General features: G+C 62.9%; 25 protein-coding genes. 11 read left to right on the top strand and 14 right to left on the bottom strand.

Annotated elements, in window-relative coordinates; translation table 11 throughout:
• Window positions 1-62: 62 nt before the first annotated feature.
• The 3 genes from QMK33_RS14480 to QMK33_RS14470 all read left to right on the top strand — a co-directional run bounded on the left by QMK33_RS14480 (window position 63) and on the right by QMK33_RS14470 (window position 2984).
• Window positions 63-1439, top strand: a complete 1377-nt coding sequence (locus QMK33_RS14480) for a POT family MFS transporter (RefSeq protein ID WP_283565316.1) — start codon at window positions 63-65, stop codon at window positions 1437-1439.
• A gap of 32 nt (window positions 1440-1471) precedes the next feature.
• Complete coding sequence (locus QMK33_RS14475; protein WP_283565315.1) at window positions 1472-2236, top strand: creatininase family protein; 765 nt, start codon at window positions 1472-1474, stop codon at window positions 2234-2236.
• 118 nt (window positions 2237-2354) lie between these two features.
• Window positions 2355-2984, top strand: a complete 630-nt coding sequence (locus QMK33_RS14470) for a flavin reductase family protein (protein WP_283565314.1) — start codon at window positions 2355-2357, stop codon at window positions 2982-2984.
• 85 nt (window positions 2985-3069) lie between these two features.
• On the opposite strand, the gene QMK33_RS14465 is transcribed toward QMK33_RS14470, so the two are convergent.
• Together QMK33_RS14465 and QMK33_RS14460 are read right to left on the bottom strand one after the other, a co-directional pair.
• Entirely contained in the window at window positions 3070-4074 is a 1005-nt protein-coding gene (locus QMK33_RS14465; protein ID WP_283565313.1) for an MBL fold metallo-hydrolase, read from the bottom strand.
• Between the two features lie 144 nt (window positions 4075-4218).
• A complete protein-coding gene (locus QMK33_RS14460) occupies window positions 4219-4596 on the bottom strand; it encodes a hypothetical protein (RefSeq protein ID WP_283565312.1) in 378 nt (125 codons plus the stop codon).
• Window positions 4597-4755: 159 nt separating this feature from the next.
• Here QMK33_RS14460 and QMK33_RS14455 point away from each other — a divergent pair, with 159 nt between their 5' ends.
• The 4 genes from QMK33_RS14455 to QMK33_RS14440 all read left to right on the top strand — a co-directional run bounded on the left by QMK33_RS14455 (window position 4756) and on the right by QMK33_RS14440 (window position 9175).
• A complete protein-coding gene (locus QMK33_RS14455; RefSeq protein WP_283565311.1) occupies window positions 4756-5853 on the top strand; it encodes an esterase/lipase family protein in 1098 nt (365 codons plus the stop codon).
• Between the two features lie 76 nt (window positions 5854-5929).
• Window positions 5930-6895 carry a T9SS type A sorting domain-containing protein gene (locus QMK33_RS14450; protein WP_283565310.1) on the top strand — a complete coding sequence of 322 codons (966 nt, stop codon included), beginning with the start codon at window positions 5930-5932 and terminating at the stop codon, window positions 6893-6895.
• A 148-nt stretch (window positions 6896-7043) separates the two neighbouring features.
• Window positions 7044-8711 carry an MFS transporter gene (locus QMK33_RS14445; protein ID WP_283565309.1) on the top strand — a complete coding sequence of 556 codons (1668 nt, stop codon included), beginning with the start codon at window positions 7044-7046 and terminating at the stop codon, window positions 8709-8711.
• Between the two features lie 212 nt (window positions 8712-8923).
• Window positions 8924-9175: a hypothetical protein gene (locus QMK33_RS14440; RefSeq protein ID WP_283565308.1), complete on the top strand. Its 252-nt coding sequence runs from the start codon at window positions 8924-8926 to the stop codon at window positions 9173-9175.
• A 110-nt stretch (window positions 9176-9285) separates the two neighbouring features.
• On the opposite strand, the gene QMK33_RS14435 is transcribed toward QMK33_RS14440, so the two are convergent.
• The 4 genes from QMK33_RS14435 to QMK33_RS14420 form a co-directional block, all read right to left on the bottom strand.
• Window positions 9286-9699 carry a response regulator gene (locus tag QMK33_RS14435; RefSeq protein ID WP_283565307.1) on the bottom strand — a complete coding sequence of 138 codons (414 nt, stop codon included), beginning with the start codon at window positions 9697-9699 and terminating at the stop codon, window positions 9286-9288.
• A 26-nt stretch (window positions 9700-9725) separates the two neighbouring features.
• Complete coding sequence (locus tag QMK33_RS14430) at window positions 9726-9941, bottom strand: ATP-binding protein (protein WP_283565306.1); 216 nt, start codon at window positions 9939-9941, stop codon at window positions 9726-9728.
• A complete protein-coding gene (locus QMK33_RS14425; protein WP_283565305.1) occupies window positions 9908-12277 on the bottom strand; it encodes a PAS domain-containing sensor histidine kinase in 2370 nt (789 codons plus the stop codon). The genes QMK33_RS14430 and QMK33_RS14425 overlap by 34 nt, the downstream gene beginning before the upstream one ends.
• A gap of 187 nt (window positions 12278-12464) precedes the next feature.
• Window positions 12465-13745: a TPM domain-containing protein gene (locus QMK33_RS14420; RefSeq protein ID WP_283565304.1), complete on the bottom strand. Its 1281-nt coding sequence runs from the start codon at window positions 13743-13745 to the stop codon at window positions 12465-12467.
• A gap of 313 nt (window positions 13746-14058) precedes the next feature.
• Between QMK33_RS14420 and QMK33_RS14415 the strand changes: the two genes are divergently transcribed.
• Entirely contained in the window at window positions 14059-15123 is a 1065-nt protein-coding gene (locus QMK33_RS14415) for a fatty acid desaturase family protein (RefSeq protein WP_283565303.1), read from the top strand.
• A gap of 79 nt (window positions 15124-15202) precedes the next feature.
• On the opposite strand, the gene QMK33_RS14410 is transcribed toward QMK33_RS14415, so the two are convergent.
• A complete protein-coding gene (locus QMK33_RS14410; protein ID WP_283565302.1) occupies window positions 15203-16642 on the bottom strand; it encodes an amidohydrolase family protein in 1440 nt (479 codons plus the stop codon).
• A gap of 95 nt (window positions 16643-16737) precedes the next feature.
• On the opposite strand from QMK33_RS14410, the gene QMK33_RS14405 reads away from it, so the two are divergent.
• Complete coding sequence (locus tag QMK33_RS14405) at window positions 16738-18066, top strand: DUF2254 domain-containing protein (RefSeq protein ID WP_283565301.1); 1329 nt, start codon at window positions 16738-16740, stop codon at window positions 18064-18066.
• Window positions 18067-18083: 17 nt separating this feature from the next.
• Window positions 18084-18233 (top strand): hypothetical protein, encoded by a 150-nt coding sequence (locus QMK33_RS14400; RefSeq protein WP_283565300.1) that lies wholly within the window; start codon window positions 18084-18086, stop codon window positions 18231-18233.
• Window positions 18234-18576: 343 nt separating this feature from the next.
• Here the strand turns inward: QMK33_RS14400 and QMK33_RS14395 are convergent, their stop codons facing one another.
• The 3 genes from QMK33_RS14395 to QMK33_RS14385 all read right to left on the bottom strand — a co-directional run bounded on the left by QMK33_RS14395 (window position 18577) and on the right by QMK33_RS14385 (window position 23028).
• Window positions 18577-20745: a hypothetical protein gene (locus QMK33_RS14395; protein WP_283565299.1), complete on the bottom strand. Its 2169-nt coding sequence runs from the start codon at window positions 20743-20745 to the stop codon at window positions 18577-18579.
• A 96-nt stretch (window positions 20746-20841) separates the two neighbouring features.
• Window positions 20842-21627, bottom strand: coding sequence for an ethanolamine ammonia-lyase subunit EutC (eutC, locus tag QMK33_RS14390; RefSeq protein WP_283565298.1), 786 nt, complete (start codon window positions 21625-21627; stop codon window positions 20842-20844).
• 12 nt (window positions 21628-21639) lie between these two features.
• Window positions 21640-23028 (bottom strand): ethanolamine ammonia-lyase subunit EutB, encoded by a 1389-nt coding sequence (locus QMK33_RS14385; protein WP_283565297.1) that lies wholly within the window; start codon window positions 23026-23028, stop codon window positions 21640-21642.
• Between the two features lie 233 nt (window positions 23029-23261).
• On the opposite strand from QMK33_RS14385, the gene QMK33_RS14380 reads away from it, so the two are divergent.
• On the top strand, window positions 23262-23384 hold the full coding sequence (locus QMK33_RS14380; protein WP_283565296.1) for a hypothetical protein: 123 nt from the start codon (window positions 23262-23264) through the stop codon (window positions 23382-23384).
• A gap of 958 nt (window positions 23385-24342) precedes the next feature.
• Here QMK33_RS14380 and QMK33_RS14375 read toward each other — a convergent pair.
• The 4 genes from QMK33_RS14375 to QMK33_RS14360 all read right to left on the bottom strand — a co-directional run bounded on the left by QMK33_RS14375 (window position 24343) and on the right by QMK33_RS14360 (window position 26036).
• The gene (locus QMK33_RS14375; protein ID WP_283565295.1) at window positions 24343-24696 is read right to left on the bottom strand and encodes an ISAs1 family transposase; all 354 of its coding nucleotides are present in this window, start codon (window positions 24694-24696) and stop codon (window positions 24343-24345) included.
• Between the two features lie 161 nt (window positions 24697-24857).
• Complete coding sequence (locus QMK33_RS14370; protein WP_283565294.1) at window positions 24858-25127, bottom strand: ISAs1 family transposase; 270 nt, start codon at window positions 25125-25127, stop codon at window positions 24858-24860.
• A 3-nt stretch (window positions 25128-25130) separates the two neighbouring features.
• Complete coding sequence (locus tag QMK33_RS14365; RefSeq protein ID WP_283565293.1) at window positions 25131-25391, bottom strand: transposase family protein; 261 nt, start codon at window positions 25389-25391, stop codon at window positions 25131-25133.
• Window positions 25392-25469: 78 nt separating this feature from the next.
• Window positions 25470-26036, bottom strand: a complete 567-nt coding sequence (locus tag QMK33_RS14360) for a GNAT family N-acetyltransferase (protein WP_283565292.1) — start codon at window positions 26034-26036, stop codon at window positions 25470-25472.
• Between the last annotated feature and the right edge of the window lie 221 nt (window positions 26037-26257).

Here is a 26257-nt window from a genome sequence, read left to right as displayed (position 1 = left end):
GCAGTGGATGCTGGCAAGTACCTTGCCGGCCGTTCCTTACCAACTTTCGCGGGCCGCCCTGTATGCCTACTCCTCCCCTGCCGGCCGCGTCGGCAGCCTTTCCTCGCGCCGTGCCGTTCATTATTGGCAACGAGGTGGCCGAGCGCTTCAGCTACTATGGGATGCGGGCCATTTTGCCCACGTTTTTGGTGGCGCAGTTTTTCAACCCTGGGCACAGCGTGGCCCTTACGGCCGGGGCCGAGGCCCGCGCCAACGACTTTGTGCACTCGTTTGCGGCGCTGGGCTACGCCCTGCCGGTGCTGGGCGCGCTGCTGGCCGACTGGGTGCTGGGTAAGTACCGCGTAATTCTTTATCTATCAATACTTTACTGCGTGGGTCACGCGCTGCTAGCCGCGTATACCAACGACCTGGCGGGGTTCCGGGCGGGGCTGCTGGTCATTGCCATCGGCATGGGGGGCATCAAATCGAGCGTAACCGCCAACCTCGGCGACCAGTTCGACGCCCGCAACGCCCACCTGCTGCCCAAGGCCTACGGGTGGTTTCAGCTGGCCATTGACGTGGGCGCGGCCCTGTCCACGTTCTTTATTCCGGAGCTGTATGCCCGCGCCGGGGCGGCCTGGGCCTTTGGCGTGCCGGGCCTGTTGATGGGCGCGGCGGCGCTCACGTTCTGGCTGGGGCGGCGGCACTACGTGCGGGTGCCGCCCACTGGCCTGCTAGCGGGCCTGCGCCACACGCTGGGGCCTGGCGAGGGGCGCGCCGCGCTGCGCCGGGTGGGCGTGGTTTTCCTGTTTATTCCGGTGCTGTGGGCCTTGTATGACCAAAGCGTGTCGGAATGGGTGCTGCAGGCCGCGCACCTCGACCGCCACTTGTGGCCCGGCTACGCGCCGCTGCCCGAGCAGCTTCAGATTCTGGGTATCGTGTTTGGCATCGGGCTCAACCCGCTGCTCACCTACCGCATTTACCCGGCCCTGGAGCGGCGCGGGGTGCGGGCCACGCCGCTGCGGCGCATGGGGGTGGGCATGGTGCTGGTGGCGGTGGCCATGTGCGTCATTGCCGGGGTGCAGCACGGGCTCGACGGGGGCGGCAGCCCCTCAGTGTGGTGGCAGGTGCTGGCCTACTTTATAGTGGCAGGCGGCACGCTCATGGTGGCCGTAACCGGGCTGGAATACGCCTACACGCACGCGCCGCCGGCCCTGAAAAGCCTCACGACCTCGCTGTGGCTGCTCACCATTGCGGGCGGCAACTACTTCTTGGCCATTATGAACGCCAGCATTGCGCGGGGCGGCTTCTTCGCCCGGTTTCAGGGCGCTAACTACTACTGGTTTTTTGTGGGGCTGATGGCCGTGAACGTAGTTTTGTTTGCCTTGGTGGCGGCGCGGCTCACCCAAAAAACGTACGTTGGCGCAGAGCCGCCGGCCCCGGAGCCGCTGGCCGAGTAAGGTCTCCTATCCATTTTTGACCCGCATTGCGTATGCCCAACCGCCCCTACATTCTGGCCGAAACCACCTGGCAGGCCGTAAAAGACGCCGCCTTTGAGGTGGTTATTTTGCCCTGGGGCGCCACCGAGGCCCACAACTACCACCTGCCCTACGGCACCGACAATATCCAGTGCGACTACGTAGCTGCCGAGGCCGCCCGCCTGGCCTGGGAGCAGGGCGCCAAGGTGGTCGTACTGCCCAACATTCCGTTTGGGGTGAATACCGGCCAGCTCGACATTACCCTCGATATAAACCTGAACCCCAGCACCCAGCTGGCCGTGCTGCGCGACGTAGTACGAGTGCTGGCCCGCCAGGGCATTCCCAAGCTGCTGGTACTAAACGGCCACGGCGGCAACGATTTCCGGCAGATGCTGCGCGAGCTGCAAGCCGAGTTCCCGGGCGTGTTTCTCAGCACGGCCACGCTCTTCCGCATCGTGGACCGCAGTCAGTTTTTTGACGCGCCCGGCGACCACGCCGATGAGATGGAAACCAGCATGATGCTGCACATTGCCCCCGACCTGGTGCGGCCCCTGGCCGAAGCCGGGCCGGGTACCGGCAAGCAGTTCCGCATGCGGGCGCTGCGCGAGTGGGCCTGGGCCCAGCGCGACTGGAGCCAGGTGAGCGCCGACACGGGCGTGGGCAACCCGGCCGCCGCCACCGCTGCCAAGGGCGCGGCGTTTCTGCAAGCGGTTACCCGGCAGCTGGGGCAGTTTTTGGTGGAGCTGGCCGCAGCTGATTTGCGCGATTTATATGAGTAAATTCAGCCTCTTCAACAGCCGGTGGCGCCGACTTTGTAGTCCGCGCTTTGTTTGTTCCTGACGCGGATTACAAAGTCCGCGCTACACTTGGCTAAACCTATCCTCCTAAACCTCTTCCATGCAGCACATTACCGCGGCCGACATCTCGGCCTTTGAAAAAGTATATCGCCTCAACTTCGTTAATGGCCTGCCGGGCTACAAGCCGGCCAACCTGGTGGGCACGGCCGCACCCGATGGCCGCACCAACCTGGCCATTTTCAGCTCGGTGCTGCACCTGGGCTCCGACCCGGCGGTGCTGGGCATGGTGACGCGCCCCACCACCGTGCCACGCCACACCTACCAGAATATCAAGGACAACGGCGGTTGCTACACCCTCAACCACGTGCCCCTGAGCCTGGCCGCGCAGGCGCACTACACGTCCGCCAATTTTGAGGACGTGTCGGAGTTTGAGGCCTGCGGCTTCACGGCCGATTTTCGCGACGGCTTCCCGGCGCCCTACGTGGCCGAAAGCGCGGTTAGCATTGGGATGCGCCTGCGCGAGGAGCACGCCATATTTAACGGAACCGTGCTGCTGGTGGGCACTGTGGAGCACGTGTACCTGCGCCCCGAGGCCCTGCGCCCCGACGGCACCCTCGACCTGGCCGCGCTAGGCGAGGCCGCCATCTCGGGCCTCGATGGCTACCACGAGGTGCTGCCGCCCGTGCGCTACGGCTACGCCCGGCCGGGCCAGTTTCCGCAGCCGCTTTAACGAAGGTAAAAACGGGCAAGCTTTATTCATAATTTACTTATAATCAATAAATTATGAATAAAGCTTACGTATTTTTCGGCTTAGGCTAAGCCGGATGGTTGCGGTAGGGTGCGCGGTACGGGTGCTTACGCTTCGTTTTGCGGGTGGCGGCGGCCAGCCCTACCACTGTGAGTAGGGTAGCGGCAATTGCCAAACTCTTCACCAAAGGGCTCACTACGGGCGGCGGCACCGAGCGCACGCCGCTGGCATCGGCCACGGCCGGCTGGTGGGCGTAACGGCCTACTTTGGGGCGGGTTTGAGTGTTGAAATTCACGGCCAATTGCGCTAGCTGGTGGCGTAGCTCATCGCCGTGCATGGCAATGCCGTGGCCGGTGGCGGCTACCTCGGGCACCAAGCTGAGCAGCGCGGCCACCGAGGTGCGGGCGGCGTCCCAATCGGGCGTGAAATAGGCCGGTGGGCCGTGCACCACCTGCTTTTGAGAAAACGTAGCCAAGCCCGACTCGCCCACCACAGTAGTAAACGCATCGCCAACTACCAGCACTTTCGTAGCCTCGTGGAAGAACGAAACGTGGCCCGGCGTGTGCCCCGGTGTGTGCAGCCAGCGCCAGCCGGGTAGGCCAGGCACGCTGCCATCGGCGGGCAGTGGCTGCACGCGGCCGCCGAGGTCATAGGGGCTTTTGGGGTACAGAAAGGAGCCCCAGGCCATGAGCCCCCCCCCCACGGTGGGGTCGGGCGGGGGGTAGCCCGAAAGGCCCGTGAGGTAGGGCAGCTCTAGCGGGTGCGCGTATATGGGCACCTGGGGCCAAGCCTTAGCCAGGCTTACGAGGCTGCCGGCGTGGTCGAAGTGCCCGTGGGTGAGCACGATGGCTACGGGCGGGTTGTCGGCCCCAAACACGGCGGCGGCGTGCTGCTTGATTTTGCTGGCCGAGCCGGGCAGGCCGGTATCAACCAGCACCCAATCGCCCTGGGGCTGGCTGGGGTCGGCGGCCACGTAGTAGAGGTTCACAAACACGTCGCGCAGCACGTGCAGGCCGGGCACTACGGTAGCAAAGGCTGGCGTGCTGGCGCGGGAAGCATGGTTGGAAAGCATAGGCGAAGGGACTAAGGACAGGGACAGAAGATGAAAATAGTACGGCACTTAGCCCAGTGAGTTCCGGCCGCCATCCACGCAAAGAGCCCACTACCAAAGAGGTAATGGGCTCTTGCTGTTCAACTTATGTCTAATTTGAGCAACTTACATGTTACCCGACTTATCCTGGCTGGTTTTGCTGTCTTTGTTGGGCTGGTTCTGGTCCGTGGAGCCCATTTTGCCGCTGGCGGTTTGGGGCGAGGTGGCGTTGTCGCCGGCCGGGGCCGCGTCGAGCTTGTCCTGCGCCGAGCCATTTTTGATGGCCGTAGCCGAGCCCTTGCCAATGGGCTTGGTCACGGTTTGCCGGTTGTTGATGCTGTCGCGGTCCACATCGGTAGCGGTGTAGCCGCGCGGGTTGCTGAAGCCTTCGCGCGACTGAGGGTTTTCACCGGGGCTGAGCGAGGCGTAGTCGCAGGCGGTGAGCAAGGTGGCGGAGCTGCCTACCAGCAACAGGGCCAGGACAGAGCGAAAAGAAACTTTCATGCGGATAGCGGGGGAGATTACTACTACAAAGATGCGGCCCGGCCGCCAATACTTGTTGGACGTAGCAACCAGATTTTGGTTGCCGCGGTATCTAGCAGCAGCGCCGAGTTGTTCTTTACCCAATACCCAATACCCAAGTACCCATTACCCCTTGCGTCTATGCTGCGCCGTACCCTTGCTACCCTGGCCCACGCGGCGCTGCTGCCCGTGCGCGGGGCCACCCTGCTCTACCAGGCGGGGCGCGCCCACCAGCATTTTTTTCAGCCGGTGCTCAACGGCGCGCTCGGCGACCAGCTGGCCGCCCGCCACGATGCCCGCACCATTGCCCTCAGCTTTCGGCGGGGCGGCCACGACGTGCCCGTGGCCGAGCTGGGCCTGAGCGAGGCCGCGCAAAAGACCGTCATTTTTCTGCACGGGCTCATGGGCGACGAGCTCATCTGGCAAACCGGCTTCCAGGACGAGCCCGGCGAGCCCCTGCGCTACGGCCCGCGCCTGGCCGCCGAGGCCGGCTGCCGGCCCCTGTACCTGCGCTACAACTCGGGCCTGCACATTTCCGAAAATGGCCGCGCCCTCAGCCAGCTGCTTACCGAGCTGGTCGAAACCTACCCCGCCGCCATCGGCGAGCTGGTGCTGGTGGGCCACAGCATGGGCGGGCTCATTATTCGCTCGGCGGGCTACTATGGCAGTAAATTACCTGTTGAAGGTCCCGTCAAAAAGAAAAAGCTGCGCACTGCGCACCACTCGCTGCGCACTGAAAAAGCGTCCTGGCTGGCGCACCTGCGCAGCGTGTTTCTCATTGGCGTGCCCAACGAGGGCTCGTACCTGGAGCAAAACGGCCTGCTGGTAGAGCGCCTGCTGCGGCGCATCAACCTGTTTCCGACGCGCTTTCTGAGCCAGGCCATTGCGCGGCGCTCCAACGGCATCAAGGACTTGGGCCAAGCCCTGCTGGTGGATGAGGACTGGCAGCAGCCCGACGACCCCGCCCTGCCCCGGCCCCGCACCGTGGTGCCCCTGCTGCCCGGCGTGCGCTACCACGTGCTGGTGGGCGACTGGCTGCGCGCCAGCCGGCCCCAGGTGCTGCGCGATTATTTTGGCGATGGCCTGGTGGGCGCGGCCAGCGGCCGGGGCCAGCTCTTTGCCGACGAAACCGAGCTGCCGCCTGGCACCGCGGTGCGCACCACCCGCTTTGGCGAGCAGCACCACGGCGGGCTGCTGCGTAATTCGGAAGTTTATCAATACCTTAGGCAGTGGGCCTGAACAGGTTGCGCACAGCTACCCCTAGTACCCAGGCAGCTCCCCTCCCCTTACTTTTCCACGTTAACCACTAATTCGCATGAACGCATTTCTTTACGCTATTGCCTTAGCTGGCAGCTATTTAGCTACGCTAAGCGCTACTGCCCAGACAATTACCAACGCGGGCTTCGAAACCTGGGCCACCCGCGGCAGCGCCGAGGCCCCCGCCAACTGGCTGACCACCGATGATATCTATGCTGCCTCGGACCCAGGCTATACCTATAATACTGGTACCGTTACCAAATCGACGGATGCCCATACGGGCTCCTTTGCCGCCAAGCTCACCAACATCTCGTTTCAGGGCAACAATGGCGCTTCGTTTGTGCAGGAGGGAGTTTTGATACTAGGCTCCAAAATCAGAGCCACCCCTGTCTACGAAGGCTACCCCATTGGCGGCGTGCCCAGCACCACGCGCCCCACGCAGTTTCAGTTTTTTTATAAGCTAACCGGCCCGGCCTCCGATGTGGCCATCGCCACACTGCTGCTCACCAAAAAAAGCGCTACCGGTACGGTGCCCGATATCATCGGGGGCGGCACCCTAACCCTGGCGCCCACTATGGGCGGCTACGTGGGGGTCACGATTGATATCCCCTACTCCTCCACGGCCACGCCCGACTCGGTGCGGATGCAGTTTAGCTCGGGCTCGGCTAATACGCCCACGCAAACCAAGATAACGGCGGGCTCGGTGCTGCTGCTTGATGATATTACGCTGATTGGGGGCGCGCTGGCCGTGCGCGCCGATGCTAGTACGCAGGCCCAGCTCACGGTGTCGCCCAACCCCAGCCCAGCCGGGCGCTTTCGCCTCAGCGCGCTCCAGCAGCCGGCCCTGACCTCGGCGCCCTACGCGGTGCTCGACCTCACGGGCCGGGTGGTAGCGCAGCAGCCCGCGCTGGCGGTGCCCAGCCCCGTGCGTGACATTGACTTAAGTAATTTAGCCACTGGCGTTTACCTCTTACGAGTCGATTCCAGGCAAGGCGCGCTGGTGCGGCAGCTTGTGGTGAAGTAAGTCTATTCCTTTCGTTTTTACTTCGGTACCCTAAAACCTCCCGCGCAGCTGCGGGAGGTTTTTTGGGCTTAGCGGCAGCGGGGCCGGCGGCCGCAACGCACCCCGGGCCGGCTAACCAGCGTACTGTGAAATAGCTTACTGCTTCTGCATGACTCCTACGCTTCCTTTGCCCGCGGCCGGGCCCCGGCCTGGCTTGCGCACGCCGTTTACCTACAGCCTGTTTCGGGCCATCTGGATTGCCTCGCTCGTGAGCAACGTGGGCACCTGGATGCAGAACGTGGCTGGCGTGTGGCTCGTGACTACCCTCACCACATCGGCCCTGCTGGTGGCCCTCATGCAAACGGCCACCAGCCTGCCGGCCTTTTTGCTGAGCATGCCGGCCGGGGCCATCGGCGACCTCATCGACCGGCGCAAGCTGCTGCTTTTTACGCAGGGCTTTATGGCGGTGGTGGCGCTGGGGCTGGGCGCGTTTGCGCTGTCGGGGGCCATTCGGGCCATTGATGTGCTGGGTTTCACGTTTTTGCTGGGCATGGGCGCCGCCCTCAACGGCCCCATCTGGCAAACGGTGACCACCGAGCTGGTGCCCCGGCCGGTGCTGCCATTTGCCATTACCCTCAACGGGGTGAGCAACAACATTGCCCGCGCCATTGGGCCGGCCGTGGGCGGAATTATTATCGCCTACTACCAGCCGGGCTGGGTGTTTGTGCTCAACGGCGTGTCGTTTATCGGCACCTGGCTAGTGGTGTATAACTGGAAGCGGGCGGTGCAGCACGAGGGTGGCCCGGCCGAAAACTTCTCGGGCGCGCTGCGGGCGGGCATTCGCTATGTGAAGTACTCGCCGCCGCTGGTGGCGGTGCTGGTGCGCACGTTTGCCTTCTCGTTTGGGGCCAGCGCCATGTGGGCGCTGCTGAGCGTAGTGGTGGCGCGGCGGCTGCACTTGCAGTCGGGTTCCTACGCCGTGATGCTGTCGTGGCTGGGCGCGGGCGCCGTAACGGGCGCGCTGCTGATTGGCAAAATCGGCCACCGCTTCAACATGAACCGGCGGGTGCTGGTGGGCTCGTTCGTGTTTGTGGGCACCAACCTGTGCCTGGCCCTGGTAAACAGCGAGTACTGGCTGTTTCCGGTGATGTTTCTCACCGGCACGGCCTGGCTCATTGCCATGACGAGCTTTAGCACCAGCGTGCAGCTGCACGTGCCCAAGTGGGTGCAGGCGCGGGCCGTTAGCATCTACATGCTTGTTTTTCAGGCTGGTATGAGCATCGGCAGCATAGTATGGGGCGAGCTGGCCGACCGGGCCAATACGGAGGTGGCGCTACTGGCGGCGGCGGGCTGGATGCTGGCCGGGCTGGCCCTGGCGCTACCCTTCCCCATGCACCAGCCCGATGGCCTCGACTTCAGCCCCGCCGAGCAGTGGAGCGACCAGCTCCCCGAAGGCGAGGAAACCATTGACCCCGACGATGGCCCCGTGATAGTGATGATAGACTACGACGTGGCCCCCGCTAACCACGCGGCCTTCCGGCTGGCGGCCCAGCACCTCACCCGCCTGCGCCTGCGCGATGGCGCACTGCGGGCCGGCGTATTCACCGACGTGGCCCAGCCGGCCCGCATCACCGAGTTTTTTTACGTGGCTACCTGGGCCGAGCACGAGCGCCAGCACCACCGCTTCACCCGCGACGACCAGCAGGTGGAGGCCGAGGTGCGGCGCTTCCACCAGGGCGAGGCCCCGCCGCGCGTTACGCACTTCCTGTCCTTCCCGCGCACTGCCAATGTGGAAGTGGCCGCCCCGCCGCTGCAAGTGGCTGGCAGCGTGCAGTGAGCGTACTCTCCAAAACCGTGGGGCCGGGTACTTACGTAGAGCCCTGGCCCGGCCAGCTCTGGCACCCATTTTGCCAAACTACCTGTCTTTACCCCGCTTTGTAAGTAGTGAGCTGTTGGCTTTTAGCTACTAGCTTTTAGTATTCGTTTAATACTCTGGCTAACAATCTCTTGCGAACAAGCCGACGCAAAATTAATTTCGACCAGCTACGTATGCACCGCTTTCTACTCCTGTTTTTGTGCGCGCTCTTCACGCTGGGCGAGGCCAGCGCGGCGCTCAGCGCGCCACCGGGCCGCCATCGCCCCCACTACACCGCCTACAAGCACCGCGGGGCGGCCCGCAAGCGCTGGAGCCGCATGGGCGTAGTGGGCCGCTGGCGCTACAAGCGCCGCTACCAGAAAGCCCACCCCCGGCGCGGCGTTATCAAGGTAGGCCGGCCCCGCACCACTATGCCCCGGCGCTAGGCAAGCCTTTAGCCCGCGTGCCAACGCTTATTTTATGCAAGCCGATTTTAGCAACTATTTGATTTATGAATACTTATAAAATAAACAAATTTATTCCCTACCGCGCGCGCCTACTGGTTCGGTAGTTGGCGCTGAAAGTGCAGCTGAAGAATGTTCGCAACCTTTTCCTTGGTGAGGGGCTTGCTGACGAGGCCGGCAATAGAGAGCTCATCGAGGCGGGCCAGGTCGCGGGCATCCATGGTGGTGGTGAGCATGATGATGACCGTGGCCGCCCGCTGCGCGGCGGGCAGGTCTTGGTAGGCTTCCAGAAACTGGATGCCGTTCATGCCGGGCATGTTCACGTCGAGCAGGATGAGGGCGGGCTCCTCGGGCGCTACCTGCTGCACCAACAGGTGCAGGGCCTGGGCACCGTTTTCGGCTACCAGGAGCCGGTCGGTCACGTCCAGGCTCTTGAGCAGCAACTCGTTTAAAAAATTATTGGTCGAATCATCGTCAACCAACAGGATACTGGATAGCTTTTCCATAGAATATTGGTGGCGTAAACCCGTGCTTAGCGCCCGGTGGGCAGCGACACGGTGAAGGTGGAGCCCACCCCCAGCTGGCTCTGCACCGTGAGGGTGCCGCCGGCGTTTTCAATCATTTTTTTGACCATGTACAGGCCCACGCCCGAGCCCGGCACGTGGGTGTGCAGGCGGCGGAACATGCGGAACAGCTCGCCCTGCTGCGCCTTGCTCAGGCCCAGGCCATTGTCTCGCACTTCGAGCACCGTGCAGCCCACCGCGTGGTGGCAGCGCAGCAGCAGTGGGCCGGGCGGCCCTCGGCGCGGTATTTCACGGCGTTACTGAGCAGGTTGTACACGATGCTGCGCAGGTTTTTGGCCGAGAAGTGCACGGTGTGGCAGCCGTCGAGGTCTATGGCCAGGGTGGCGTCGGCCGCCGTGAGCTCGGGCAGGATGTCGAGGCGCACGGCCTCTACCAGGGCGGGCAGGTCCACGGCCTCGGCGGGCTGGCTCTGCTCCTGTTGCAGGCGCGAAATGTCGGTGAGGTGCCCCAGCGTTTGCTGAAAGCGGCTCACGGCCCCGGCCATCATATCGAGCAGGCGCGGCACCACGGCGTGGTCGAGGGCGTTGGCGGGCAGGTGGTCGCGCAGGGCCAGCAGCAGGCCTTCTACGTTGGTAATGGGCGACTTCAGGTCGTGCGAGGCGGTGTAGACAAACGTGTCGAGGTCGGTGTTGGTGCGCAGCAGGCGGGTGTTGCTCTCGTGCAGCTCCTCGTTGGTGGCCTGCATTTCTTCGTTGATGGCGGCCAGCTCCTCGTTCAGGTTTTGCACCTGCTGGCGGGCTTCCACCTGCTCGGTCACGTCGAAGCCGAAGATGGACACGCCCGCAATGCGGCCCTCCTCGCGGTAGGCCTGGTAGGTGAAGTCGAAGTAATACGTACCCCACGGCTGGCCGGCCTCGGTGGGCGGCACCACTACCGGCATCTCGCGCCGAAACTGCGCCTCGCCCGACCCGTGCACTTCGTCGAGCAACGCTAGCAGCGCCAGGGCCTCGGGCTGCACCTCGGCCAGGGTGTGGCCCAGCAGCTGGCGGCCCGGAAACAGCGCCTGGTAGGCCGGGTTGAGGTACTCGATGCGGTGCGATGGCTCGCGCAGCAGGCAAATAACGGCCGGGGCCTGGGCAAAGAGCTGGTGCACGTTTTCGCGCTCCTGGCCCTGCCGCCGCACGGCGGCCAGCACGGCGGCTTGCAGCGTATCGGCCTGCTTGCGCGCGCGCGCACTATCGGTTACATCCAGCACAAAGGCCAGAATACCAGTTGTTTGCCCCTTTGCATTAAAGAGGGGCTGGTAGATAAAGTCCATGTACCGCGTTTCGGGCTGGCCAGTATCGTTATCGTGCAGCATAATGGGGGTGCCCGTGCCGCTATAGGGCTGGCCGGTGGCGTACACCCGGTTCAGCAAGTCGACAAAGCCCTGCTCTTCCACCTCCGGAAACACCTCGACCACCTTCAGGCCCAGCGCGGTGCGGCCCGCCGCCAGGGCCTGGTAGGGGGCATTAAAGAACGAGTAGCGGTGCTCGGGCCCCGTAAGGGTGGCAATGGCGGCCGGCACCTGGCCCAGAATCTGGCCCAGCAGGGCCTGCTGAGTGCGCAGCTGCTCGCGCTGTTTTTCAGCTTCTTGCAAGGCAACTTGCAGCTCAGCGGTGCGCTGAGTTACGCGGGCCTCCAGCTCCTCATTGAGGGCCTGCACCTGCTGGCGGGCCTGCACCTGCTCACTTACTTCGGTGGCCACCACCATGGCCCCCGTAATACGGCCGTCGGCGGCGCGCACCGGCAGGTACACGAAGTTCCAGTACACGGTATCGCGGCGGCCGTAGCGGTCAATGGTCGAGGGCATTTCCCTGGCCACGTACGGCACGCCGGTAGCCATTACCTCGTCGAGCAATTCCTCGTAGCCCTGCCCCTTTATCTCGGGCAGCAGCTCCAGCAAGGGCGTGTGCAGGGCCTGGGTCTGGGTACGGCCCCACAGGGCGCACACCAGCGGGTTAGCCAGCTCAATAATGTAGGTGGGGCCGCGGTACACGGCAATGGCCACCGGAGCCTGCTCAAAAATGCGCTGCAACTCGCCCCGCTGGGTTTCGGCGGCGGCCAGGGCGGCCCGCTCGCCGGCCTGGCTGACGCGCAAGGCTTCTTCTACGGCCGTGCGCGGCTGCTCGGTACCATCGGTAAAGCTCACCAGCAGCCCCTCGGCCAGCCGCCGGGCGGCTACCTGGTAGTAGCCGTCGTAGCCATTGGCCTGGTACAGCATTTCGAAGTGGCACACCTCGCCGCCGGCCAGCCAGGCAGCGCAGTGAAAGGCAAACGAGCCGTTCTCGCGGCTGCCCGGAAACTGCTGGGTATACGTGGTCACCGGCGGGGCCGGCAGCCGCAACGTGCGCTGGGCAGTGGGGTTGAGGTAGGCAAAGGCAAAATCTGCCACTGCCCCGGCCGCATCGAGCTGCGGCGTTAAGTACACCACGCCATTGGGCAGCAGGTCGAGCAGGGCTGGTAACAGCTGCGGCGTGGCAGGCAGCCCCGCCGGAAGCAACGCCAGGGAATCAGGCATGCGTAAAAAAACGAGTAGATGGAAAGCTACCTGCAAAAATACGGCCAGTGGGTAGGCCGGCTAACCCAGCAGCCCCGACACTACCGCCTGCTAAAAGCTCCGAACCCGACTCCCTGGCAGGGGCCGAACTCGGAGCTTACTTTCAACTACTTGTTAATCTGAATTTTACGCTAATAGTTACCGGCGCTTACCACGAGCCGCTGTTGTCGCTGCCCCCGTCGAAGCCCCCACCGCCCGTGTCGTCCGACGAGGTGTCGTCGTACGAGGAGTTGTCGGAGGAGAAATAATCGCCCGAGGAATCGCTGGCCGCGTCGTTGCCCGAGAAGTAGTCGGGGCTGTCGTTGCCAGCGCCCCCATTGCCGCCGCGCGAGGAGAAGTAGTCGCCCGCCGCGCCGGTGCCGGCTGCACCGGCAGCCCCCGCCGCGCCGGCTCCCAGGCCCGGCGTGTCGCTGTTGTTGCTGAGGTGCTGCGCCGAGTCGTTGCCACCGTGCGACGACATGCGGTTGCCGATGTACGCGCCCGCCGCCGCCGCCGCGCCCGTGGCCAGAATGCCGCCCATGCTGCCTATGCCGCCGCCGCTGTTGTTGCCCTGGTTGTTCAAATTACCCGGCCCCTGGTTGCCACCCTGGTTAGGGTAAAAATTGGGCTGATTTGGGTTCTGGTTCGGGCGGTTGGTGCCACCCTGGTTGGGGTAGAAATTGGGCGTGCCGCCGCTTTGCGCAGCGGCGCTCTTGTTGCGAAACATCTTGATAACGAACCACAGGATGCCGCCAATTACCAGCGCGCCAAGGAGCAGCGTGCCCATGCCGATGCCCGACGAAGCCGGGGCCGCTACTTCGCTCTGCTGCGCGCCCACCGGGTCGTTGGTCACCGGCGCGGCCGAGTTATCCGATAAGTTGGCGCTCGTGGCAGCCGGGTTGGTAGCCGCCACGCCGCTAGCCGCCGCCCCCGCCGTTGCCTTGCGCGGGTCCGAGCCGGGGTTGGCCGTTACCAGCAGCGTATTGAGGCCGCTGCGCAGGCCGGCAAAGTAGTTGCCCTGTTTGAAAGCAGGCGTCATTTCACCAATAATGCGGCTGGTAACGGCGGGCGTTATCACGCTGGCCAGGCCCGAGCCGGGCTGAATGGTTACTTTATGCTCTTGGGCGCTCAGCAGCACCACTACGCCGTTGTTTTTATCGCGCTGGCCCACGCCCCAGGCCGTGCCCAGCGCCCGGCCGTAGTCGGCCACGCTGCGGCCGCCCAGGCTGGGCACCGTGACGACGACTACCTGCGTGCCCGTTTTTTCGGCGTAGCTGCGCAGGCCGCCGTCCAGCTTTTTGGCGTCGGTAGCGCTCAGCAGCTTGCCCTGGTCCGTAACGAAGGTGAAGGGAACGGGGCGGGCCGGCAGGTCGGCCGCCGTTTGGGCCGCGGCTGGCTGGCCCAGCCCAACCCCGGCAAGCAGCAGGGCAATAACTACGAAGCGATACATGGCAAAGGGAAAAGGTGAAGGAGTACCTTCTACGCAACAGCCGGCCCCGTGGCTGCCCGCGCCGCGGTGGGCGGCCCGGTGGGTACGACATTCGGGCATTCCGCATTTTGGTGCACTTACCCGCCCGGCGGGCCGTTGTAATTTTGTGGCTGGTTACGCCGTCAATCCCAACACAATTGCGGTTGCGTAGTTACCCTGTCAAAACCCCCGGCTTGTGCATCGTGCAGAAGCTTACCGCAGTTGCCGCCCGGCACTACGGCACCGCCCCAGCGGCCCGCCTTTTAGTAGGTAATCAGCTGGTTATTAACATAATATGCTTTTGCCTCGTTTTGCGCCCCCGCGCTCCTTCCACGCCGAACTCAAGCGCCGCACGGCCGAGTACTTCACCACCACGGGCAAGGCCCAAACCGGCAACTCGTCGCTGCTGGGCAAGGCCCTGCTGCTGGTGGGCAGCATGATTGCGCTCTACGTGCACCTCGTGTTCTTTACTCCGCCCACCGGCTGGGCCCTGGCCGAGTGTGTGCTTATGGGTACCGTGCTGGCCCTCATCGGCTTCAACGTGATGCACGACGGCGCGCACGGCAGCTTCAGCCGCCACAACTGGCTCAATAAAACGGCGGCCTTCACCCTCAACGTGTTTGGCGGCAGCAGCTACATGTGGGATGCCAAGCACAACACCGTGCACCACATGTACACCAACATCGACGGCGTGGACGACGACCTCGACATCCGGCCCTGGATGCGCCTCACCCCCGAGCAGCCGCGCCACCGCGCCCACCGCTTCCAGCACCTGTATTTCGGCTTTTTCTACTGCCTGCTCTTCATCTCCTGGGTGCTGTTTACCGACTACCAGAAGTACTTCAGCCGCCGCATCGGCAGCGTGGCCCTCAAGCCGATGAGCACCAACGACCACCTCATTTTCTGGGGCTTTAAGGTCCTGAACCTGGGCCTCTACGTGGCGCTGCCCATTTACATGGTGGGCTGGGCCGGCTGGCTGGTGGGCTTCTTGGTGGCCGGCGCAGTAGCGGGCTTCGTGCTCAGCATCGTGTTCCAGCTGGCGCACACCGTGGAGCAGGCGGCCTTCCCGGTGCCCCACGAAACCACCCGCAAGATGGAAGACGATTGGGCCATTCACCAGCTGCGTACCACGGCCAACTTCGCTACCGATAACCGCCTCATTAGCTGGTTAGTAGGTGGCCTCAACTTTCAGGTAGAGCACCACCTGTTCCCCAAAATCTCGCACGTGCACTACCCCAAGCTGAGCAAAATCATCCGCGCCACGTGCGAGGAGTTTGGCCTCCCCTACCAGGAATACCCCAAAATGCGCTACGCTGTAGCCTCGCACGTGGCTTTCCTGCGCCAGATGGGCCGGGCGTAGAACCGTCGTTTCAAGCGGTAGCGTGGACGTTGAGAGCCGGCGCGTAGAACGACCTACGCGCCGGCTCTCAACGTCCACGCTACTTGTTTTTAATAGCCGCCAGCATGCGCCCCAAATCGGCCCGCGCGTACAGCTTGCCGCGCGACACCACGGCCTCAATCTGGCGCGTGTTGGTAATATCAGCCAGCGGATTAGCCGTAAGTAGCACCAGGTCAGCATCTTTGCCCTCGGTAATGCTACCGCTACGGGCGGCCACCCCCATAAACGTAGCGCCGTTGAGCGTGGCGGCCCGCAGGGCCTGCGCGGGCGTGAGGCCGGCCTGCACCAGCAGCCGCAGCTCGTCGTGCAACGACGCGCCGGGGTAAGTAAACGAATTGAACGGCCCGCTGTCCGAGCCGGCCAGAATAGCAACGCCAGCCGCCTGCATCTGCGGCACCAAGGTTCTGAACCTGGCTTCCAGCTTTTGCGAAAAGGCCCGCGCGGCGGCCGACTGCTGCCTGGCCCCGGCCAGCCGCTTGGCATAAGTGCGCTGGATTTTGGGGTCGATGTAGGCCCGCAGCGTGTCGTGGGCGTGGTCGTTTTCGGCTAGCCCGGCCAGCGTGTGGCCAATGGCTAGCGTAGGCACGGCGGCCGTGTGGTGGGCCGCCATAAGCCGGAAAATACGTTGCGCAGCGGCCGGGCTATACGTGTCGTACACGGCCGGCAGCAAGGCAAATAAACCCAGTGGCTTACTGGTAGTCAGGCTATTGCGCACCAGGGCCGTGAGGCTATCCTCCTTACCCGAGCAGGCCTTGAACACGTAGTACAGGTGCTCGGTGGCGTCGAGGCCCCGGTTCACGGCCTCGGCCAACGTCACGGAGTAGGGCATGTGGCCGGTGGTTTTCAGGCCCCGCTGCTCGGCCTGCGCAATGGTTTCGAGGTACGCCTCGCCCGATAGTTTGCTGTCGTAAATCTTCACGTAATCTACCCGCAGCTTTTGCAGCGAGTCGAGCGCGTGGCTTACCTGGGCGGGCGTAGTCACCTCCAGCGAGCCGGGCCAGGTAGCGCCGGGCCCGTCAATTTTGGGGCCCGAGGTGAAGAGGCGCGGGCCGGCCAGCGTACCCGCCGCTTCCTCCTGCCGCCACTGGTAAATAAAGGGTGTGAGGTCGCCGCCCGCGTCGCGCACCGTGGTAATGCCGTGGGCCAGATACAGCGCGAGGCTCTTTTTATTGGCCGCCGCCAGGCTGTCGCCGCCGCGAAAATGCACATGCATGTCCCAGAGGCCGGGCAACAGGTAGCGGCCGGTGCCGTCCACGGTTTGGCGGGCGGCGTAGCGCCCCGTAGCGGGCCCCACGCGCACGATTTTGCCGCCGGCTACGGCCACCGTTTGGTCGGGCCGCAGCCGGCCGGCGGCCACGTCTACTACGCTTACATGGTTGATAACCAAGTCGTAGATTTTGGCGGGTGGCGCGGAGCGGCGGGCCTCACGGGCCAGCAGCGCGGTGGCGGGCAGGGCCAGCAGCAGCAAAGTTTTTTTCATGAGGCGGGCCCCGAAAGCAGGCGGGCCGCAAGGTAGCCGCCCCCGCCCCAACCGCCACTGGCAACCCCACCCCTACCTCAGCAGTATGCCCGGCTATGAATAAATTACATACGCTGTGGCGCAACATCAACGACAGCCTCTGGTTTGTGCCTACCCTGATGGTGGCCGCGGCCATGGTGCTGGCCTACGGCTTGGTCAGGCTCGACATGAGCATCGAGCACGGTTGGGTGAAGGACTATCCGCTGCTGTTTGGGGCCGGGGCCAGCGGCGCGCGGGGCGTGCTCACCGCCATTGCGGGCTCCATGATGACGGTGGCTTCGCTTGGTTTCTCGCTCACGCTGAGCACGTTGGGGCAGGTATCGAGCCAGTACACCTCGCGGGTGCTGCGCAACTTTATGAGCAGCCGCGTCAACCAGATGGTGCTGGGCTCTTTCGTGAGCATTTTCGTGTATTGCCTGCTGGTGCTGCGTACCATTCGCGATGGCGACGAGGGCGGCTTCATTCCGCCGCTGGCCGTAACGGGCGGGCTGATTTTGGCGGTGCTAAGTATTGGGGTGCTGGTGTTTTTCATCCATCACATTGCCTCTATTATGCAAGCCGGGGTCATCATCGAGGGCGTAGCGGAGGAAACGGAAGCGGCCATCCGGCGCTTGTTTCCGCAAGAGTTGGGCACCGCCGCCAGCGAGCCCGCTCAGCAAGCACTTTTCGAAAAGGCCGATAAAATGACCTGGGTACCCGTGCCGGCTGAAGCCACTGGCTACGTCCAACGCATTAATGAAGAGGGGCTTATAACCTTAGCGCGCCGCCTCAATGGCGTGGTGCGCATGGAGCGCGGCGTGGGTGGCTTCGTGGCGCAGGGCGCGCCACTGGCCTCCATAGCTTCCTATACTGGTGGCCCGGCCCTCACGCTCACCGATGAGCTACTGGCCGAGCTGAACGGCCAGTTTAGCACCGGCCGCCAGCGCACTACCGAGCAGGATGCCGGCTTTGGCGTGCGCCAGCTCGTCGATATCGCCCTCAAAGCCTTGTCGCCGGGTATCAACGACACTTCCACGGCCGTAATGTGCATCGACTACCTGGGCGCGCTGGTTGTCAGCCTGGCCGCCCGCCGCTTCACCGACCCGCTGCGCACCGACGAGGACGGCCCGGTGCGCATTATCACGGTGCAGCCCTCGTTTGCCACGTTCGTCAACACGGCCTTCGACCAGATTCTGGTGTCCGGCGAGGGCAACCTGGCCGTGTACCTGCGCCTGCTCACGGCCTTGGACACGGCCGCCAGCCGCACCCAAGTGCCCGCCCGCCTAGCCGTGCTGCACGCCCACGCCACCCGCGTGACCGAGGCCGCCACCCAAACATTAACGGCCGCTTACGACCGCGACCAGGTGCAGGCCCGCGCCCGCAAAGTGCTGCCCCGGCTCTCCTAAACCACCCCAATTTTACCTTGGTAGTAAAGGACTTGGCCGTGGCCGAGCTACTGGTGTTTATGGGCCTGCTGGCCCCGCACTTCCGGCTGGCCAATCTTCTGGCGCATCCGGGACTGGTGCAGGCGGGCAGCGCGGCCGTTTGCCATCTGGTTTTACCTGGCCATTGAGGGCGTGGCCCCGGTGGCCGAGGAAATAAGAAAGCCGCGGCGCACCATTCCGCGGGCCTACGGCCCCGGGCTATTTGCACCGGCACCACCGACCAGGTGATTATCCTCTCGATGCTGAGCGCGGTGGTCATGTACAGTATCAGTGTGCTGAGCCTGTGCAGGTTGGGCTGCGAGCCGGAGCTGACGCGGCCGTTTCGGCTACCTGGCAGTGCCACTGGCCGCGCTGACGCTTTCGCCACTAAGGCATTGTGCAATAGTGCGTTCAGTTGTTTTAGAAAATATTTTGCTAACTAGAGGGTCGGGGGTAAGGCGCTCCGCTAGAGTACATGCGCGCAACCCCACATCAATTCTTTCCCTCACTCAGCTTTTGGGCCAGCGGCTGCGGCACCCCCGCGCTATTAAGCAAGCCGCTCACCAGCGCCTGCCGCCACAGCACAAATACCGCCGAGTGCAGGTCGCGGTTGCTGCGCAGGCGGCCGGGGGCCAGCTTGCCACTGGCGCGCGGGTTATTGTTGCGAATGAAAAGAGCATTGGCTGCGCCGGACTCTATTTTAGCTAGCAAATTGGTTTTCAGCTCATTGCCTTTACTTTTCAGCACGCGCAGGTGCAAGCCAGAATACTCGGCCCACATAGTGCCATCGGCCTGGTGCAGGTCAGCGTGCAGGGCGAAGCGCATGGTGCGCAGTTGGCCGCTGCTGAACTCAAACAGCCGCGTGGGGCCAATCATGGGGTTGAGAATGGCAAACGGCGCGGCCCCAAACGTGCCCGTGACCTGGTGCCGCCCCAGCGGGTCGAGCAGCGGAATGCGCAGTTGTAGCTGCATTGGGCACTGCCCTTGCAAGGCCGCGGTGGCCGCGCCGGTGAGCGGGTGGGCGGCCGTCATGCGGCGTGGGTCGTTACTGAGGTTGCGCAGCGCACCGCTGAGGTTAGTTAGCGTGATGTGGCCTACCACGGGGCTGCGCGGGCTGCGGTAGGGCAGGCTGATATTGGCGGCCTGCACCCGCACTTCGGCAATACTCACCAGCAGCGGTAGGCGGCGCACGGCCAGCGGCGTGAAGATGGACGGCTGGCTGGGCAACGGCGCGCGGCCGTCGCTGGCGATTTCGACCCGCGGCCGCTCGGCCACCAGCTGGCGCACTACCAGCTCGCGCTGCCGGGCCAGCCGGCCAAAATCCAGCCCGCGCAGGTGCAGCGCCGGCAGCCGCACCACCAAGTGCACCGATTGCTCACCCTTGCGCCGGTCTTGCTCGGCGGCCGAAAAAGTGGGCTGAACGGCCAGGCCCCGCAAGCTGAGCGTTTGGCGCCGCGTGTCGAGGCGCAGCCCACTGGCCGCCAGCCGGTAAAAGGGCGCGTCGTACCCGGCCATGATGCGCCCGGTGGCCACCTGCCAGGCGTGGGCATAAGCCACCCGGCGCGGGTCGCGGGCCGCAGCGGCATCTACTTGCAGCGCAGTGGCTTGCACCATAATATTGCTTATCACCGAGGCCAGGCCGGGGCCAACGGTGCGCACCGTGCCGTGCCGCACGCGCAGGCTCGCCAGGCTGGCCCGGCGCAAGTAAGGAGCCAGCAGCTCGTGGAGCGGTTGGCTGGGCGCGCAGGGCGCAGGGCCTTGCACCAGCAGCTTATCAAGCGTCAACGAATCGGCCACAAAGCACTTTTTATGCTGAAGCACAGCTGTTTGCCAGCCCGTGAGCCGGAGCTGTGGCAGCCAGAGGCGGGTGGGTACCTTAGCCGCCGTGAGCACCCGCAGCGAATCGAGCGCCAGCCGACCAGCGGCAAACTGGGCGTGGGCCAGCTGCGCCCCCCCGCCCCCCGTGCGCACGGCCACGCCGCGCAGCTGGCCCGCCAGGTAGGCCGCGTAGGCGGTGCGCTGCGTATCGGCAGCCCCGGCGGCGCTCAGCAGCACGTCGTGAGCCAGGAAGTCGGCGCGGGCCACGGCTGCCAGCGTGCCAGGGCCATCGGCGTAGCGCACGCCCACCCGGCACAGGGCCAGCAAGCCGAGCCGCAGGCCCGCAATACGCCGCGGCAACTTCTTGTATAATAGTTTCTTATCATTGAGTAACTGCCGGGGTAGGCCGGCGGGTACGTTCAAAGCAATGTCGGCCAGCACGAGGCTATCCACGGGCACCACGCCGCCGTGCAGCAAGGCTAGCACGCCCAAGCCGCTGAGGCGCGCGGTGCCCACAGTGAGGTGCAGCCGAGGCAGCGCTGCTGGCCACGGGCCGCGCCAGTGGGGTGCGGGCTGCATCTGCAACTGGCTCATTTCCAGGCTGCGGCTCCACAGGTGCGTGCGCAGCGCCCCAATGCGCAGTTCATACGCACCGCGGCTTTGCTGGCTGGCCTGCTGCTCCAGCGTGCGGCGCAGCCAGGGGTCGAGCCAAAGCGTAGCGGCCAGCCCAGCCAGCAGCCCCAACGCAACCAGCAGCCCGCCCCACCGCAACCAACGGCAAAGACGGCCCCGGCGGGTGGCAACAGGACGAGGGCCGGCGGCCGGCGGGGCAAAACGAAACATCAGATGGGCACTAAACAGCCCCCTAACGGTAACGCGCGCCATGGCGCCGACAAGCATTCAAAAAATTATCTCATACTACTACTAATCAACTACTTATTAACTTTTTGAGCCCTCCGCTAGCAAACCAAAGTCATCTTTCAGCCGCACGCCGGAAAGCTGCCGCCGCCGGGCTTCAGCCAGCAGAAAAAACAGCTTGGCGGCCGCGGCCTCATAGCCCAGGCCCTCGGGCCGGATATTAGACACGCAGTTGCGGGCCTCATCGGTGAGGCCGGGCTGGGGGCCGTGGGTGAAATATGCGCCCAGGCTGTCAGGCGCGCTCAATCCTGGCCGCTCGCCAATGAGCACTAGCACCAACCGGGCTTGCAGCAAGTGCCCCACCTCATCGCCGAGGGCTACCCGTGCCTGCTCGGCCAGCACCAGCGGCCCCAGCTGGAAGCTCGCCTGCCGCAGCGCGGGCACCAGCAGGCGCAGCAGCGGCAGCACATGACTATTGACGGCAGTGGCCGACAGGCCATCGGCCAGCACTACCACCAAGTCACGCCCCCCGGCCGCCTGGCCCATTAGCTGCGCCCGCGAGTCCTCGGCCAACTGCCGCCCAAGGTCGGGGCGCTGCAAATATTCCTGCCGCGTAGCAGCCCGGCTATGCACTTGAACAAGAGGCAATTGCAACTCAAGCAACTCATTCATTAGCTGCGCGTTATCCAGTACCGAATACACCGCGTCGCGGGCGTGCGCGTGGGCCAGCTTAAAAGCCAGCGCCTCCCGCAAGGGCACGCTGGTGCCACTACGCCCCAGCGCAATGCGGGCGGCCGTGAAGGAATTCAGGCTGGCCCAAGGGTCGGGTGCGGAATTTGCGGCGGCAAGCTCGGGCAAGTCAGGCATGGTTACGGATGGTTAAGGGCGCAGCGCGGGCGGCAGCTGCTTCAGTAATTGGGCCGCCGTTGCGGGTAATTGCCGCCCGCTCTCGTCAAAAATACCTTGCTGCGCCAGCCAGGCTGCAAACTCGGGAGCCGGGCGCAGGCCCAGCACCCGGCGCAGGTACAGGGCATCGTGAAACGAAGTGGACTGGTAGCCGAGCATGATATCATCAGCCCCTGGCACACCCATAATAAAGTTGCAGCCTGCCACGCCCAGCAACGTAAGCAGGTTGTCCATGTCATCCTGGTCGGCCTCGGCGTGGTTGGTGTAGCACACATCCACGCCCATCGGCAGGCCCAACAGCTTACCACAAAAGTGGTCCTCCAGCGCCGCCCGAATGATTTGCTTGCCATCATATAGATACTCGGGGCCAATGAAGCCCACCACCGAATTGACGAGCAGCGGCCGGTAGTGCCGGGCCACGGCGTAGGCCCGGGCCTCGCAAGTCTGCTGGTCGAGGCCGTGGTGTGCATTGGCCGACAACGCGCTGCCCTGCCCGGTTTCAAAATACATCACGTTGTGGCCCAGCGTACCGCGCCCCAGCGCCAACGTGGCTTCCCAAGCTTCCTGCAACAAGCTGAGGCTGATGCCAAAGCTCCTGTTGGCCGCCTCGGTACCGGCAATGGACTGAAACGCCAAATCGACAGGTGCCCCCCGCCCAATCAGGTCGAGCGTAGTAGTAACGTGGCATAGCACGCACGTCTGGGTCGGGATTTCATACTGCTGGCGCACCCCATCCAGCATTCGTAGCAAGTCACTCAGAACCCGCACGTTATCAGTAGCCGGATTAATGCCCAGTACGGCGTCGCCGCTCCCATAAAGCAGGCCATCGACGAGGCTGGCCGCAATACCGCGCAGGTCGTCAGTAGGGTGGTTGGGCTGGAGGCGAGTAGCCAGGTGCCCCCGCAACCCGAGCGTATTACGAAAACGCGTAACCACCTCTATGCGCCGGGCCACGGCAATCAGCTCCTGGTTGCGCAGCAGCTTACTCACGGCCGCCACCATCTCGGGCGTGAGGCCAGCAGCCAGCGCCGCCAGCGTCAGCCCATCGGCTGCGTCCGACACCAGCCAGTCGCGCAACTCGCCCACCGTGAAATGCGCCAAGGGCGCAAAAGCCCCCGCATCGTGCGTGTCGATAATAAGGCGTGTCACCTCATCCTGCTCATAAGGCACCAACGTCTCGCTCAGGAAGTTACGCAGCGGCACATCGGCCAAGGCATACTGGGCGGCCACGCGCTCCTCATAGGTGGCGGCAGCCACGCCAGCCAGCACGTCGCCCGCCCGTAGCGGCGAGGCACGCACCAGTAGCGCTTTTAAATCTGCAAACTGGTAGGTGCGGACTCCAATAGTATGACGATACGACATATTGATAGAAAATGCTGTGATTCCCAGTAAGACACTAATCGATTATTTAATATAACATACTAATTTAAAGCTAATTACAGAGTTCGCTCCCCCAGTCATTCATACGTGACACATTATTACTCGTTCATTTTCTCCTTCCATAACTGCTTAACCTAACGTAATGCCCACCGGCATAAACCAAGTGCTTGACTAATCACGTATAAGGCGCACATTCCTTTTCCCCCATCCCCATCATGGCCGCTTCCGTAAAAACCCCCAGCCACACTGACCCCGAAACCAAGAAGAAAGAGAAGGATAACGAAGAGGTTATCAAGGATAAGCCTTCAGGCAAAACTGTAAAGACCCAGAAGAAATAAGTAGTTGTCTCAACCACCTGAAAGGCCCGGTCAAGAATTTGGCTCGCCCTTACCCAAATATCGAAAAGCGCCGGCCGATTGGCTGGCGCTTTTTTTAAGCATTGCTCATCAAATAGTTGCGTAACCAGCTTAACGCTTTTAACGCGCAGGCCGCGATGACTAAGTCAGAGAATTTGCCAGCCGCGTAGGTCATAATCTGTGCTATCCAAATGCCTGCCTAACACGGCAAGGGCTAGCTGCACGGCGCGCACCATATCACAAGAGTGGCTACTATAATAGCACAGCATTCATAAATTCGTGGCCTCCTTGGCAGGATTGCCCAGCACTAACCAGCTTTGCTCACGCAGGCCCCCTAGGGTCAGGGCCCCAAGACTGAGCACAGCCTAAAGGGCGTACTGCTATCTGCAGTTGCCACTTTTCGAATACTATCCCCGTTTTCAGAGCCTTATGGAAATCTTTGACAAGCCAGTAGCGGGTAGTAGGACCAGCTTAGAGCATAAGGGAAAGGCGGACAGGTGCTGGCCGCAGAGTAAACACTACCCCAGCGTGAAGGCTCGCGCTCAAAGAACCATTTCTTTTCAACCCCACACTATGTTGCCGCACACCGGCTCACGCCTACCGATGGTCCCACCCAGCCATTGCGAAGCCCGAAATACCCGCGCTAAACTAAAAAATACTTGGGTTGGCGCACGTGGATTTGCTAGTCTACTAGGCTCAGCAATAACAGCGTGGGTCGCTTAGCGGTCGGGTCGGGGCTGGCGGCGCGCAAGGTAGTGGCCACCAATAAGTACCATAACGCAACTTACGTGCATATCCGAAAGATACCGTCAGCCCACAAAAGAAGCACTAACCACTTGGTCAGTGCTTCTTGAATTTTGGGTGAGGCTAGGCTAAGGAAGTAGCCGAACTTTACGGATTATTAGGGCCGCACCAAATATCAGGCCTTTTGTAGTAGTTGCTAAAGGTACTCATTGTCATAGGCCGCTTGTTTACGCTTTCGTTTGAGGCTGATGGCTTGTGGGTCCTGGACCAGCAAATACAAGGGCGTTTTGCGTAAGATATTGGCGTTAAGCGCTGCATGGCCTGTTCGTAAGCGCGACTGGTCTTCCTTGAAGGTGAGGTCGAGTTGCCAGTGCAACTGATTTTCCACCGCCCGGTGCCCCCGGATGAGGTGTGCGTAGACCGCCGGGTCAACGTCCGTTAAGGAGCTGAGGTAGAAGCGTTGAGCGCGGGTAACGCCTTGGCTCGTGTACCCCTCGGTTTCCACCAGCACGAGCGTGCGCAGGCCTCGACCAGGGCCAGGTCTTGGCAAATGCGTATCGTACGCCGCTCCCCCCGCCCGTGGCCCTTGTCCAGGCTACGCCAGGCCGGCAAGCAGGCCGTGCGGGCCAGTAGGTGCTCGCTATCCTGTTTGTACAGGGTTTTGGCGTTCTTCTTCAGGGCAATCACGTAGTCGGCTCCGCGCGCCACAACCTATCCCACGATGCTCGGCTGACAAGCAATGGCATCGATGGTGACGATGCTGCCGGCCACGTCGAGGGCGTCGAGTAAGGCCGGAATCGCCGTTTTTTCGTTCGTCTTCGCCCCAATCTGGGTTTGTCCAAAGCGCAATTGCGCATTGGCTACCCACACGCTGACCGTGCGCACCAAGGCATGGCGCTGGCCGGCGGGGGTGGTGGCGCGGTGTTCCTTGCCATCGACGCAGAGCTGCCGGCCGGCCAACGACCCAGCGCAGGCCCGCAAGGTTTACTCTAACTCCTTTGGATCCAAGCGCTTGAGTAGCCGTTCCAAGGTATCCTCGGACGGGATGCCGTTGGCAAAAGCCAAGCCTAGTTCCGACCGCAAAAAGTCGAGCAGGGCACGGCCATAGTCACGGATTTCCGGTAAATCGTCACAGCCGGCCAACGTGCCGCAGAGTAGCAGACCTAGCATATCAAGCAGTTGATGTAAGCACCGACCCTGTACGCGCGGGTCCGTCAACTGGGCAAAGGAGGCGAAATAATCCATCCCCGAAACTAGCCTATCACTCGCTTACATTTGGTGCGGAAGCTCTAACGGATTATTGACTAACTGTATAAGTACAGCCTATGCCACATCTTGCAGCCGCGGGTCAGCAGCAGGCTCTACTGCGCGCTCAAAGCGCACGTATCCAGCAGGACCAGGGCCGACCAGCGCAAAACCATTATGAAGCAATGCCTGCTGCGAAGCAGGATTATCAGCACGAGCATGAGCCACCAACCGATGCACCATACCCGTAGCGGCGGCCTGTTGTACCAATCCGCTTACTAGTTCGATACCTAATCCTTGGCCCTGCCAGTCTACCGCAATAGAATAACTTATTTCAGCCGAGCCATCCGTATCGGGCGGTCCCATAAAACCTCCCGCGCCCATTAGTGTTCGGGGCACATCACCTTCAGCTTTGCGCAAAGCATACCAGTTGTACCAGCCGGCAGCATCACGACCTCCTATTGTGAGTTGGTCTAGAAAGTAGACCATTGCACTGCGGTCGTAATCACTAGGTGGCCAGTTTTCCGGTACTACAGCCCCCAATAAGGTAGAAAAATATTGCGGCTTGTGCAGTTCAGCGGTGAGCAAAGCCCGGCTAGCAGCCAGAATCGTAAGGCGAGGCGTTTGGGTGATTAGCGGAATCATAACCAGCTTATACGGCCCATACCAACGCATGGCGTACTATTAGCTAAACTTTACCCTATACTTTTCTAAGTAACAGGCCTCCAAATTTCTCCACAAACGGGAGAGCCCCCTGCCGGGCGCTGATAAAAGCGCTTGGCAGGGGGCTCTCTGTCTAAAGTTGGCGGCGACCGACTCTCCCACCGGTGAAGGCAGTACCATAGGCGCACCGGGGCTTAACGACT

The sequence above is a fragment of the Hymenobacter sp. H14-R3 genome (assembly GCF_030063445.1).
GTDB lineage: Bacteria > Bacteroidota > Bacteroidia > Cytophagales > Hymenobacteraceae > Hymenobacter.
This window is presented reverse-complemented; position numbering and strand designations above follow the sequence as displayed.